Below are 13,835 nucleotides of genomic sequence, written 5' to 3'. Positions count from 1 at the left end.
ATACTAAATTAAGCTTTTAAAGTCAAGGAACAGAGGTTCCCATGTTCCCTTTATTTACCTTAGTTTTCTTTCAAATTCCTCTACAGGAACATCGTACTCTTTAAGACTTTCATCTTCCGTACTTTTAATATTATTTTCCTCGTTATTAACAGCTTCATTATTTTCTTCTTCATCACTGCCATTTTCCGGAACAAGATCAAAGTAAATTTCGTGCAGCATCATATCCACCTTTGCTACTTTTACTTTAACTTCATCACCTAATCTGTATATGTTCTTTGTTCTTTCACCAATTAAGCATAAATGTCTTTCATCATAAATATAGTAATCGTCATGGAGATTGCTGATATGGACAAGCCCCTCAATTGTATTAGGTAATTCAACAAACATTCCAAAGTTAGTTACTGAGGAAATGATGCCTGTAAGCTCTTCTCCTACTCTCTCAGACATATACTCGGCCTTCTTTAAATCGTCAACTTCTCTTTCTGCATCCTGTGCCACGATTTCTGCTTCAGATGACTGCTTTGCTGCAACTTCCACCTCTGATGTTAATCTGTTTGCTCTTTTTTCATCTATTCCACCATTAATGTATTCCTTAATTATTCTATGAATAATTAAATCAGGATATCTTCTTATTGGTGATGTAAAATGGCAGTAATATCTTGCTGCCAAGCCGAAGTGTCCTACACACTGAGGAGAATATCTGGCCTTCATCATAGATCTTAACAATAATGTGCTTACAACTGTTTCCTCTTTCTTTCCCTTTACCTTTTCAATTATTTCCTGAAGTGCTTTTGGGTGCACTTCCTGGCCTACCCTCAGAGTATAACCAAGATTATGAGCAAACTCGCTGAAATGAAGAAGCTTTTCTTCATCCGGTTCTTCATGTATTCTGTATACAAAGGGAACATTAGCCCAAAACATATGCTCTGCAATAGTTTCATTACAAACCAGCATGAATTCCTCAATTATCCTATTGGCTGTTGCCCTTTCATATGGTCTTATTTCAACTGGCTTTCCAACATCATTTAATATAATTTTACATTCCTGAAAATCAAAATCTATGGCACCTCTGTTTATCCTCTTCTTATATAGTATTTCACATAGTTCCTCCATGGTTTTGAAATCTTCCAGTAAGTATGAATATCTTTCCATCATTTCAGGATCCTTGTCTCTGAGTATCTTTGTAACATCTGTATAAGTCATTCTCTCACTGGTTTTTATTATACTTTCGCATATATCGTGATTTATCACTTTACCTGTTTTATCAATTTCCATAAAGCAGCTTAATGTAAGCCTATCTACCTTTGGATTTAAACTGCATATACCATTTGATAATTCCTTAGGAAGCATAGGTATAACTCTGTCAATTAAATATACTGAAGTACCCCTCTTTAATGCTTCTCTGTCCAAAGGGTTCTTTTCCTTAACATAATTTGATACGTCTGCAATATGTACTCCCAAATAATAATTACCATTTTGGAGCTTTTCTATAGATATGGCATCGTCCAGGTCTTTAGCATCCTCACCATCAATAGTTACTATTTTAAGATTTCTCAGATCTCTTCTTCTTTCATATTCCTTTTTAGGTATTTCCTCAGAAATATTTTGAGCAAAACTGCTTACCTTTGTTGGGAATTCTTCAGGCAGAGAATACTTTTTAATAATAGTTAATATATCTATACCCTTATCACCTTTATTGCCTAATATTTCAGTGATTTTTCCTTCTGGATTTCTCCTGCTTTCAGGCCATGTAATTATTTTAACTATTACAATCTGCCCTGTTTTAGCACCATTTCTATCTGCCTTTGGTATAAATATATCATGGGATATTCTTTGATCCTCAGGAACTACAAATCCAAAGTTTTTGCTGTCTTCGTACACTCCAATAATTGTTTTATTGGCCCTTTCAAGTATTCTTATTATTTCACCTTCGCATTTTTTCCCCGCATTTTCTTCTTTTAATATTTTAGCTATTACTTTATCTCCATTCATTGCACCATTTACATTGCTGGAAGGTATAAATATGTCCGGCCTTTCAACTTCGGCAATTACAAAACCATAACCCTTGTGATGTCCCTGAAACTTTCCTACAACTAATCCCATTCTTTCTGGTATGCCATAGTGCTCAGTTCTATTCTTAACTATCTGTCCATCCTTTTCCATTTGATTTAACAGTTCTTCAAATTCTGGTCTTTCTTTTTTCTTAATATCAAATATTTTTGAAAGCTCCTTTATGTCCATTGGCTTGTATGCCAATTCCTGCATAAATGCCAGCAGATTTTCTCTAATATTCATTTAATTCCACCTCCTGTGTTTATCATTACATAATGTTTATTTTTTACTAAAGTTCAATAAATATTCCTATATACAAATTGGACTTACTATCCTTAAATTTCAATAGTAAGTCCTGCAAATTTATTTAAATAATCCTGATAATACTCCGCCATATTTTAATATAATTGGTGCAAATACAAGGGAAACTATTGTCATAAGTTTGATTAGTATATTCATAGATGGACCTGATGTATCCTTAAATGGATCACCAACAGTATCACCTACTATTGATGCATTATGAGCATAGCTTCCTTTGCCTCCGTGTTCACCGCTTTCAATATACTTTTTAGAATTATCCCATGCTCCCCCTGCATTGGCCATTAAAATAGCTACCAGTACACCAGTAGATACTGCACCTACTATAAGGCCGGCTAAAGCATCTGGCCCAAGAAGTATGCCTATTGCAATAGGTGTAACTATTGCAAGTATTCCTGGCAGAAGCATTTCTTTAAGAGCTGCTGCTGTTGAAATATCAACACATTTTTTATAATCCGGAGTAGCTTCTCCCTCCATAATCCCTTTTATATTTTTAAACTGCCATCTTACTTCCTCTATCATTTCGTTAGCTGCTTTTCCCACAGATTCCATGGTCATTGCAGCAAACAGGAATGGAAGCATAGCACCAATAAATAATCCAACTAAAGTAAATGGATTTAGTAAATCTATTATTTTTAAGTTTACAGCCTGAGCATAGGAAGCAAACAATGCAAGGGCTGTCAGTGCAGCTGATCCTATGGCAAAGCCTTTTGCAATTGCAGCTGTTGTATTCCCAACAGAATCTAATTTATCTGTTATATTTCTCACTTCTTCGGGAAGATTAGACATTTCTGCTATACCACCAGCGTTATCAGAAATTGGTCCATATGCATCTACAGCAACAGTTATTCCTGTTGTAGACAGCATTCCCACTGCTGCAAGGGATACCCCGTACAACCCCATAACAGCATTAGAAGATCCACCCATAGTATAATATGAAATGATAACTCCTACTGCAATAAGTATCATTGGCCACATTGTTGAATACATTCCAACAGCTAATCCTGATATAATTGTAGTGGCCGGACCTGTTTCAGATTGACTAGCAATTTTTTTAACTGACTTATAATCTGATGAGGTATATATTTCTGTTATTTTTCCAATTAATAATCCAACTATTAACCCTGCTGCCACAGCATAAAAAGCCTTTAAGTTTCCAAAAATATTCGTACTTAAAACTGCTCCTGCTATAACCACAATAGCACCGCTTATATATGTGCCTAAATTTAAAGCCTTCTGTGGGTTATCTGATTTGCTGTTACGCCCTACAAGTATTCCAATAATAGAAGAAATAATTCCTATGGATGCTAAAATAAAGGGATACATAACTCCCTCTCCATTTTTATATAGTACAGCTCCCAGCGTAAGTGCTGATATAATTGACCCAACATAGGATTCAAATAAATCTGCTCCCATTCCAGCTACATCGCCCACATTGTCTCCCACATTATCTGCTATAACTGCAGGATTTCTTGGATCGTCTTCAGGTATCCCTGCTTCGATTTTTCCTACTAAATCAGCTCCAACGTCGGCAGCTTTTGTATATATTCCACCGCCTACACGAGCAAATAGTGCGATGGAGCTTGCTCCAAATCCAAATCCTGTAACATATCCCACATTACCATTAAAAATATAATAAAGAAGTCCAAGCCCAACAACACCAAGTCCAACAACACACATGCCCATAACTGAGCCGCCTGAAAATGCTATCTTTAGTGCCTTGTTCTGCCCGTATTTAGATGCTGCCTCAGCAGTCCTCACATTAGCCCTGGTAGCCACATTCATTCCAAAGAATCCTGCAAGTATTGAAAATGCAGCTCCTAAAGTAAAACATACAGCTGTCTGCCAATTCAAAAAAGACACTATTACAGCATCTACAACTAGGATAAATACTAAAAGATATTTATATTCTCTAGTTAAAAAAGCCATAGCGCCTTCATGAATATAACCTGATATTTCCCTCATTCGTTCATTGCCCGGGTCTTGTTTGACAATACTACTAGCTAAAAAGTATGCAAAGGTAAGTGCCAAAAGGCCTGCCACTACAGTAAAAATAATATAATTATTCAACATGAGTCGCCCCCTAAGATATTTATTTTTATGCTTTTAATTATAGTACGCCTTGCGTTGTTATTAAAACAATTTTTATTTTATAATGTTTTGTGCCATTGCTAAAGCCCCAAAGATTATAGCCAGCACCACAGTTGCTTTGGATAATACTGCTTCAGAAGTTCTAGATTTATTTTTAGCAAAAAAAGTATCACTAGTTCCTCCCATAAGACCACTTAATCCATCTGTTTTACTTGGTTGAACCAAAACTATCGCTATTAATAAAATAGAAACAATTATTTGAAGAACTATAATAGCAGTTTTCATAATGCCACCTCCAGATTATTTATGCTTATCAGCTTTATTATTGAATATAACTAATTGTAACATATGTATTTAAATTCCTCAACTACTGCTGAAAATTTTCTTACATTTAAAGGGAGCACTATAAGTAGTGCTCCCCCTTGATAAACAATATGTAAACTTAACTTATACAGTGGGAAAATAGCGAATCTTCAACGCTTTTTCACGCTGTATAAGTTCTAGTTGAAGTTGTTTAGCTATAGTTACTTTTTTATATTGTAGAATGACTTTAATCCCCTAAATTCTGCAGCATCTTCAAGGTCTTCTTCTATTCTAAGCAGTTGATTATACTTAGCAACTCTTTCTGTTCTTGCAGGTGCTCCTGTTTTAATTTGTCCTGCATTAACAGCTACAACTAAATCTGCTATAGTAGTATCTTCTGTTTCTCCGCTTCTATGTGAAACCACTGCAGTATATCCTGCTCTCTCAGCCATTTCAATAGCATTTAAAGTTTCAGTTAATGTTCCAATCTGATTAAGCTTTATAAGTATAGAATTTGCAACTCCTTTTTCTATGCCCATGCTTAATCTCTTTGTATTTGTAACAAATAAATCGTCTCCTACAAGCTGAATCTTACTACCAAGCTTTTCAGTAAGCAGCTTCCATCCGTCCCAATCCTCTTCTGCCATTCCATCTTCAATTGATATAATTGGGTACTTGTTAACCAGGCTGACATAATAATCTGTCATTTCTTCAGGTGTAAGAACCTTTCCTTCACTCTTTAAATTATATTTGCCATTTTCATAAAACTCTGATGAAGCTGGGTCAAGAGCAATAAATAAATCTTTTCCTGGAGTATATCCTGCTTTTTCTATTGCTTCAACTATAATTTGAATTGCTTCTTCATTTGATTTAAGGTTTGGTGCAAATCCGCCTTCATCACCAACTCCTGTATCATATCCTTTTGATTTTAAAATTGATTTTAAGGAGTGGTATACTTCAGAACTCATTCTTAAAGCTTCGCTGAAACTTGGTGCTCCTGCAGGCATTATCATGAACTCCTGTAAATCCACATTATTGTCAGCATGTTTTCCACCATTGATTATATTCATCATTGGAACTGGCAGCACTTTAGCATTAACCCCGCCTATATACTGATACAGGTTTAATCCAAGATATTCTGCAGCAGCTTTAGCACAGGCAAGTGATACTCCAAGCATTGCATTAGCTCCAAGGTTTTCCTTGTTATCTGTGCCATCAAGAGCCAGCATTGCCTTGTCAATTTTAACCTGATCAAATACATTCATTCCTATTAACTCTTGTGCTATTGAGTTATTTATATTATCAACTGCTTTTAAGACGCCTTTCCCATTATATTTTGTCTTATCATTATCCCTTAATTCTACAGCTTCGAATATTCCTGTTGAAGCCCCTGATGGTACTGAGGCTCTTCCAACTGTTCCATCCTCCAGAGCAACCTCAACTTCTACTGTAGGGTTACATCTTGAATCTAAAATCTGTCTTCCTTTAACATCTACAATCTCAATATAATTTTTCATTAATTTACCCTCCTATTGAATTTTTCCATAGTTATTATTTTTACTTTATTAAACTTTTTCCAGTCATTTCTGCAGGAATTTTAATGTTCATTACCTGCAGCATTGTTGGTGCAATATCAGCAAGAATGCCGCTTTTCCTTAATTCTCTGGCATCTTTGCTTACATAGATAAATGGCACTGGGTCAGTGGTGTGAGCAGTCATTGGAGTTCCAGTAGAATAATCCACCATTACCTCAGCATTACCATGGTCTGCAGTTATAAATACAGTACCCTGCTTTTCCAATATCTTCTCTACAACTTTTCCAAGGCATTTATCTACAGCTTCAATAGCCTTTTTAGCAGCATCAAATACTCCTGTATGTCCAACCATGTCTGGATTTGCATAATTTAAAATTATCATGTCATACTTATCTGAATCTATTCTCTTTAATAGCTCATCAGTAACCTCATAAGCACTCATTTCTGGTTTTAAATCATAAGTGGCTACCTTAGGTGAAGGAATAAGTGCTCTGTCTTCACCTTTATTTGGGATTTCAACTCCTCCATTAAAGAAGAAAGTTACATGTGCATACTTTTCTGTTTCCGCAATTCTTAATTGTTTAAGGCCCATGCTGCTTACATACTCACCAAGAGTGTTTGCGTAGGTTTCTGGTTTATATGCAATCTTTACATTTTCAATTGTGCTGTCATATTCAGTCATGCATACAAAATTTAAATTAAGGGCTTCTCTTTTAAATCCATCAAAAGTTCTATCATTGATTGCCCTTGTAATTTCTCTTGCTCTGTCTGGTCTGAAGTTAAAGAAAATAACTGAGTCATTATTTTCTATTTTAGCCTTTGGTGCTCCGTTCTTTACTATTACAGTTGGAAGAACGAATTCATCTGTTTTGTTATCATGATAGGACTTTTCTACAGCCTCTGCTTCACTTTCTGCCGTTTCACCCTTTCCAAGTACCATGGCATTATATGCAAGCTGAACTCTTTCCCATCTCTTATCTCTGTCCATTGCATAATATCTTCCTGATATAGTTGCAATTTCTCCCAGTCCGATTTCTTTCATGAAGTTTTCAATTTCAGCTATATAATCCTTTGCTGATGATGGAGGCACATCTCTTCCATCCAGGAAAGCATGAAGATATACCTTGCTAAGTCCGCTTTTCTTTGCAAACTGTAGTATTCCCTTTAAATGATCTATATGGGAATGTACTCCTCCATCTGAAAGAAGGCCCATTAAATGAAGTGCGCTGTTATTTTCTTTTGCTTTATTCATTGCCCAGCTAATGGCTTCATTGTTGAAAAACACTCCATCATCTATGTCTTTAGTTATTTTTGTCAATTGCTGATAAATTATTCTTCCAGCGCCTATATTCATATGGCCCACTTCTGAATTTCCCATTTGTCCTTTTGGTAATCCAACATCAAGCCCACTGGCTCCCAGTTCTGTATGAGGATAATTAGAATAATATTTATCAAAATTAGGTTTATAAGCTGCCCTAACTGCATTTCCATCTTCTTTTTCGCTTAATCCAAAACCATCTAAAATCATTAACATTACAGGTTTTTTGCTCATTATAATTTCTCCATTTCATTGTAATTCATTGGTGAATTAATAATTAACTATAGCTGCAAAATCAGGTGCTTTTAAGCTTGCTCCTCCAACTAATGCTCCATCTATATCTGATTGTGCCATTTGAGCCTTTATTGTAGCTGGTTTTACTGATCCGCCATATTGTATTCTAACTTTATCAGCTGTTTCAGCTCCAAACATTCCTGAAACTACTTTTCTTATAAATGCTATTGTTTCATTAGCCTGCTCATCAGTAGCTGTCTTTCCAGTACCTATAGCCCAGATTGGTTCATATGCTATTATCATTTTTCCCACTTCTTCATTTTTAAGTCCTGCAAGATCCAGTTTAATTTGTCTTCCTATAACTTCTTCAGTTATGTTTCCTTCTCTTTCAGCTAAACTTTCTCCGCAGCACATTATTGGAATTAGTCCATGTTCAAAGGCTTTTTTAACCTTCTTATTAACAGTTTCATCTGTTTCATTAAAATATTGTCTTCTTTCACTATGGCCTATAATAACATACTCTACTCCCATTTCTTTAAGCATTGCTGGTGCTACCTCTCCTGTGAATGCTCCGCTCTCTTCAAAATACATATTTTGAGCTCCAACTTTAATGTTTGTTCCCTTAGCAGCTTTTATAACTGCATCAAGGCATACAAATGTTGGACAAACAACTACATCGCATTTTGCATCCTCAACTAATGGAATCAGCTCTTCTACTAATTTGACTCCCTCTGAAATAGTCTTATTCATTTTCCAGTTTCCAGCTATTATTGCTTTTCTCATTACAATCGTCCTCCAATATTTTTATTTACCTAAACAGCATCATATTATGATATTATTTATCATTTAAAGCTGCTATTCCAGGTAATTCTTTTCCTTCAAGGAATTCCAGTGAAGCACCACCGCCAGTAGAAATATGAGTCATTTTGTCTCCAAACCCTAACTGATTTACTGCAGCTGCACTGTCTCCGCCGCCAATAATTGTAGTTGCATTTGATTCAGCCATAGCCTTTGCTACTGCAACAGTTCCCTTTGCAAAGTTAGCAAATTCGAATACTCCCATTGGTCCGTTCCATACTACTGTCTTAGCATCCTTTACAGCATCTGCATATATCTTGGAAGTTTTTGGTCCGATGTCTAATCCCATACAGCCATCTGGTATATTCTGATCTTTAGTTGTAACTGGTGTTGTGTCAGCTGAGAATTCAGCTCCCACTATATTATCCACAGGCAATAATAATTTTACGCCCTTTGATTCTGCTTTTTTAATCATTTCTTTAGCATAACTTACTTTTTCTTCTTCAACTAATGACTTTCCAATAGTATATCCCTGTGCTTTCAGAAATGTATAGGCCATTCCTCCGCCTATAATTAATGTATCTACTTTTTCTAATAAATTATTTATTACATTTATCTTATCTGAAACCTTTGCTCCGCCCAATATAGCCACAAATGGTCTTACTGGCTTTTCAACAGCATCTCCAAGGAATTTTAATTCTTTCTGGATTAAAAATCCGCACACTGCAGTACTTATAAATTTTGTAACTCCAACTGTTGAACAGTGAGCCCTGTGTGCTGTTCCAAAAGCATCATTTACATATAAATCAGCAAGTGATGCCAGCTCTTTTGAAAAATTGTCTTCATTTTTGCCTTCTTCTTTTCTATATCTTGTGTTTTCAAGTAATACCACATCGCCAGGCTTCATTTTAGCTACTGCTGCTTTTGCGTTTTCTCCAACAACTGTATCATCTGCAGCAAATACTACTTCTTTTCCAAGCATTTCTGATAATCTTTTAGCTACAGGAGCTAATGTCAATTTTGGATCTGGTCCCTTTGCTTTTCCAAGATGTGAGCAAAGTATCACCTTAGCACCATTACTCATAAGGTATTTTATTGTTGGAAGGGCTCCTTTTAATCTGCTCTCATCTGTTATTACCCCATCCTTTAATGGTACATTAAAATCACATCTTGCTAATACTCTCTTTCCTTTTACATCTACATCTTCTATTGTCTTCTTGTTAAAATTCATAATTACACCTCACACTTCATATTAACTATCAACTTTAAACTGCAAACATCAACTGTCAACTCTAAACTCATAACTCTTAACTCGACTCATAACTCTAAACTTGACTCATAACTCAAAACTCAAAACTGAATAAAGGTCCGGCCTTATAGCCCAAACTACAAAACCAGACCTTCTTTATAATCATTTCCAACTATAAACCATTAACCATTTATTCCAAACTTAAATTAAAATTATAATCTATCTGCAACAAATTTTGTTAAATCAGCTAATCTGTGAGAATAACCATATTCGTTATCGTACCATGAAACAACTTTAGCCATGTTTCCTTCAATAACCATAGTTGACATTCCATCAACTATTGATGATCTTTCGTCTCCTCTGTAATCAACTGATACTAATGGTTCATCACTGTATCCTAAAATACCCTTCATATCAGTTTCTGATGCTTTTTTGAATGCTGCATTGATTTCATCAACTGTAACATTTCTTGATAATTCACAAGTTAAATCTGTGCATGAAACTGTAGGAGTTGGTACTCTTAATGAGAAACCATTTAATTTTCCTTTTAATTGTGGTAATACTAATGCAACTGCTTTAGCAGCTCCAGTTGTTGTTGGTATCATTGATTCACATGCTGCTCTTGCTCTTCTTAAATCTCTGTGTGGAGCATCAAGTAATCTCTGATCTCCTGTATATGAATGAACTGTTGTCATTAATCCTTTAACTATTCCAAATTCTCTGTCTAATACTTTAGCAAATGGTGCTAAACAGTTTGTTGTGCATGAAGCATTTGAAATAATATTGTGTTTTGCACTATCATAAACTTCTTCATTAACTCCCATAACTATTGTAACATCTTCATTTTTTGCTGGTGCAGATATAAGAACTTTCTTAACTGTTTTTCCTAAATGTGCTTTAGCTTTTGTTGCATCTGTAAATAATCCTGTTGATTCAATAACTATTTCAGCTCCAACTGATGCCCAGTCAATATTCTTAGGATCTCTTTCTGCAAATATTTTGATTTCATTGCCATTTACAACTATTGAGTTTTCTTTAGCTTCTACTGTTCCATTAAATTTACCATATAATGAATCATACTTTAATAAATGTGCTAATGTCTTTGCATCTGTTAAGTCATTAATACCTACAACTTCCAATTCATTAGTATAATTGTCTACCAGAGCCTTGAAAACATTTCTTCCTATTCTTCCAAAGCCGTTTATTCCTACTTTAACCATGTTAAAATCCCTCCTGAATAATTTAAAATATTTATATTAATTTAGTTTTAACTTAAGCGTTTTTAATATACTGCAATATTTTCCTTGCAGCACCTTCATCTGTTATCAGTACACTGTTATCATTGTTAAGCTCAGTAGCTAATATAGATTCTGCTTTATTTTCCCCACCAGCAATTGCAATCAATGTCTTAAGCTTTTTTATCTGCTCATTTTTTATTCCAATGGTTGGTGTAGAATAAACAATTTCTCCATTTCTGTTGAAATAGTAACCAAAGGCTTCTCCAACAGCACCTAAATCTTCAAGTCTGCTTAATTCCTCAGCTGACATTCCTCTTCTTCTTCCCATTTCATCTGCTCTGCCAATTCCAAAGACTAAAATGTCTGCCTTATGAATTATTTCAAGCACATCTTTTACGTCTTTTTCATTTATTATGGTATTAAGAGCTTTATTGCTTAAATTGTCTGGAACATGAAGCAGTCTGTAATTTGCATTAATTTTATCTGCTAATATTGATACTATGGTATTTGCCTGAGTCAGCACATTTCTTCCCATACCTCCTCTGGCAGGAACTACAGTAACATTTGTGATTCCCTGTATCTTAGGCATATTATCTACTACCTCTTTAACGGTAGAGCCTCCTGTTAATGCAATAATACTATTGTCAACTATTGTACCTTTTAAATAATTTGCTGCCACTCTTCCAAGCTCTTTAATTACAGTTGGATCCTCATCCAGATTCCCTGGTACAACAATTACATTTTTAAGTTTTAATCTTTCTTTTATGATTTTTTCTATATCTGATAATCCTCTTAATTCGTGTATATAATTTTTAAGTTTATCTATTACTTCTTCGCCTTCAGGTGTAATTGTCATTCCTGGAGTATTGATTTCAATTAGATTTTGATTTTTTAAAAAGTTGATCTCTGTTCTTACTACTCTTTCGCCTATACCTAAATCATTGGCTAAAATTCTCCTGCCTATAGGCTGTTTATAAAATATGGTCCTTAAAATGTTGTATCTTTTCTCTAATAAATCCACAGCTTCAGGAACTATCTTCTGCTGTAACTTTAAAATTTCCTCCAAAAGCAGCACCTCTTTGGACATGTGATGTCCCAGTAATACACTTTATGTCCCACCTATATTATATGACAAATAAAACATTTTTTAAATAGTATTTGCAAAAAAAATGTTAATAAATTATGAACATAAATTTAATATACTATTCTGTAGTTTATTAAGGGATTTTATATAAAAATAAAATCCCCTGCAAATAAAAAATTAATATTATTATAATCTGCATTAGAAAAATTAAAATCTTTTTCTTCCCTTAGAACTCTTTATGCCTATTTCCTCTCTATATTTTGCCACGGTTCTTCTTGAAATATTCATATCCTGCTTATTTATTATGTCACAAATCCGCTGATCAGAAAGAGGCTTGGTTTTATCTTCATTATCAATTAATTCTTTAATTTTTTTCTTGATTAGATTTGTGGATATGTCTTCTCCATTCATTGAAGTTGAAGTGATACCTGTTGTAAATAAATCCTTAATCTTAATAGTTCCTCTTGATGTGTATATATATTTTTCCCTTATTGCCCTGCTGATTGTGGATTCATGCATATTTAAGCTGTCTGAAATCTCCTTTAAGGTCATTGGTTTTAAATATGCTTCTCCATTGTCAAAATATTCTCTTTGAATTTCTAGTATTTTTTCAAGAACTCTGTATATAGTACTTTTCCTATGCTCTATGCTTTTAATTAAAAAAATGGCATTGTTCATTTTTTCCTTAACATAGTCCACAGCCTGTTTATCATTATTATTATTTATGATTTCTTTATACATACGGTTTACTGAAAGCTTTGGAGATATATCTTCATTCATAATAATAAAGTAATCATTATCAATTTTTTTAATATATGCATCAGGAATTATGTATTTTACTTCTTCACCAGTGTAAAATCCCCTGGAAGGCTTAGGCTCTAATGATTTTATTATATCCCCATACCTTTGAGCATCTTTTACATCAATATTTAATTCCTTGGCAATACTGTTGTATCTGTTTTCACCAATATACTCCAGATAGTTATCTATTATTTTAAATAAATTTTCATCATCTATGTGTTTCTTCCTAAGCTGTATTTTTAAGCATTCTTTTATGTCCCTTGCACCTATTCCATCGGGCTCCAGTGACTGTACAACAGATAATGCTTTCACTGCCGTACTGTTAGGTATTTTAAGACTTTTGGATATTTCTTCAATATTTCCATCTAAATATCCTCTGCCATCAATGTTTTCTATTATATAAAGACATATATTTTTGAGGTAATCCTTTTCATTTAGCTCTAAAATCTGCTCTTTTAAATATGACTTAAGAGATTTCTTTTCTGAAATAAATGTAAATGGTGAAACTTCCTCATCTTCTTCTTTACTATAGCTTTGATGACTGTAGTCATCAAATTCAAGATACTTTATTAATTCCTTGTGATCAATAGTATTATCATCCTTAAGCCTATCTGGGTCCTTTACATCCAGTACTGGATTTTCCTGCAGTTCTTTATCAATATACTGCTGTAATTCATAAGTTGACATCTGCAGCAATTTAACAGAAAGCTGCATTTGCTGAGTCATAACAAGCTTCTGTTCCTGAGTTAAATTTAGGCTAAAATCCATATTCAAGATAAACACCTCTTTTCTTGCGTAATGTATAATAATATCA

10 protein-coding genes are annotated in these 13,835 nt (G+C 34.3%); all 10 read right to left on the bottom strand.

Going from position 1 to position 13,835, the window contains the following annotated elements:
• Positions 1-54 precede the first annotated feature (54 nt).
• Entirely contained in the window at positions 55-2,295 is a 2,241-nt protein-coding gene (gene rnr, locus EQM05_RS01715; protein WP_128748353.1) for a ribonuclease R, read from the bottom strand.
• A gap of 120 nt (positions 2,296-2,415) precedes the next feature.
• Positions 2,416-4,443, bottom strand: a complete 2,028-nt coding sequence (locus EQM05_RS01710) for a sodium-translocating pyrophosphatase (RefSeq protein WP_128748351.1) — start codon at positions 4,441-4,443, stop codon at positions 2,416-2,418.
• 72 nt (positions 4,444-4,515) lie between these two features.
• Positions 4,516-4,746 carry a preprotein translocase subunit SecG gene (secG, locus tag EQM05_RS01705; RefSeq protein ID WP_128748349.1) on the bottom strand — a complete coding sequence of 77 codons (231 nt, stop codon included), beginning with the start codon at positions 4,744-4,746 and terminating at the stop codon, positions 4,516-4,518.
• Positions 4,747-4,985: 239 nt separating this feature from the next.
• Positions 4,986-6,281: a phosphopyruvate hydratase gene (eno, locus tag EQM05_RS01700; RefSeq protein WP_128748347.1), complete on the bottom strand. Its 1,296-nt coding sequence runs from the start codon at positions 6,279-6,281 to the stop codon at positions 4,986-4,988.
• Between the two features lie 40 nt (positions 6,282-6,321).
• Positions 6,322-7,851: a 2,3-bisphosphoglycerate-independent phosphoglycerate mutase gene (gene gpmI, locus EQM05_RS01695; protein ID WP_128748345.1), complete on the bottom strand. Its 1,530-nt coding sequence runs from the start codon at positions 7,849-7,851 to the stop codon at positions 6,322-6,324.
• 36 nt (positions 7,852-7,887) lie between these two features.
• Entirely contained in the window at positions 7,888-8,634 is a 747-nt protein-coding gene (tpiA, locus tag EQM05_RS01690; protein WP_128748343.1) for a triose-phosphate isomerase, read from the bottom strand.
• A gap of 52 nt (positions 8,635-8,686) precedes the next feature.
• Positions 8,687-9,880, bottom strand: coding sequence for a phosphoglycerate kinase (locus EQM05_RS01685; RefSeq protein ID WP_128748341.1), 1,194 nt, complete (start codon positions 9,878-9,880; stop codon positions 8,687-8,689).
• A gap of 230 nt (positions 9,881-10,110) precedes the next feature.
• A complete protein-coding gene (gene gap / locus EQM05_RS01680; RefSeq protein ID WP_128748339.1) occupies positions 10,111-11,118 on the bottom strand; it encodes a type I glyceraldehyde-3-phosphate dehydrogenase in 1,008 nt (335 codons plus the stop codon).
• Between the two features lie 52 nt (positions 11,119-11,170).
• Positions 11,171-12,202 carry a sugar-binding transcriptional regulator gene (locus tag EQM05_RS01675; RefSeq protein ID WP_128748337.1) on the bottom strand — a complete coding sequence of 344 codons (1,032 nt, stop codon included), beginning with the start codon at positions 12,200-12,202 and terminating at the stop codon, positions 11,171-11,173.
• Between the two features lie 225 nt (positions 12,203-12,427).
• The gene (rpoN, locus tag EQM05_RS01670) at positions 12,428-13,789 is read right to left on the bottom strand and encodes an RNA polymerase factor sigma-54 (protein WP_205694186.1); all 1,362 of its coding nucleotides are present in this window, start codon (positions 13,787-13,789) and stop codon (positions 12,428-12,430) included.
• Positions 13,790-13,835: the final 46 nt, after the last annotated feature.

The sequence above is a fragment of the Clostridium sp. JN-9 genome (genome assembly GCF_004103695.1).
Taxonomy (GTDB): Bacteria; Bacillota; Clostridia; order Clostridiales; family Clostridiaceae; genus JN-9.
Note: the sequence above shows the minus strand (reverse complement) of the source record. Positions and strands in the feature narration are given on the sequence as shown.

Bases quoted from the DNA above. Each gene is read 5' to 3' on its own strand.
- rpoN (WP_205694186.1), bottom strand. From the start codon at position 13,789: ATGGATTTTAGCCTAAATTTAACTCAGGAACAGAAGCTTGTTATGACT.
- rnr (WP_128748353.1), bottom strand. From the start codon at position 2,295: ATGAATATTAGAGAAAATCTGCTGGCATTTATGCAGGAATTGGCATAC.
- gpmI (WP_128748345.1), bottom strand. From the start codon at position 7,851: ATGAGCAAAAAACCTGTAATGTTAATGATTTTAGATGGTTTTGGATTA.
- tpiA (WP_128748343.1), bottom strand. From the start codon at position 8,634: ATGAGAAAAGCAATAATAGCTGGAAACTGGAAAATGAATAAGACTATT.
- secG (WP_128748349.1), bottom strand. From the start codon at position 4,746: ATGAAAACTGCTATTATAGTTCTTCAAATAATTGTTTCTATTTTATTA.
- gap (WP_128748339.1), bottom strand. From the start codon at position 11,118: ATGGTTAAAGTAGGAATAAACGGCTTTGGAAGAATAGGAAGAAATGTT.
- EQM05_RS01710 (WP_128748351.1), bottom strand. From the start codon at position 4,443: ATGTTGAATAATTATATTATTTTTACTGTAGTGGCAGGCCTTTTGGCA.
- EQM05_RS01685 (WP_128748341.1), bottom strand. From the start codon at position 9,880: ATGAATTTTAACAAGAAGACAATAGAAGATGTAGATGTAAAAGGAAAG.
- eno (WP_128748347.1), bottom strand. From the start codon at position 6,281: ATGAAAAATTATATTGAGATTGTAGATGTTAAAGGAAGACAGATTTTA.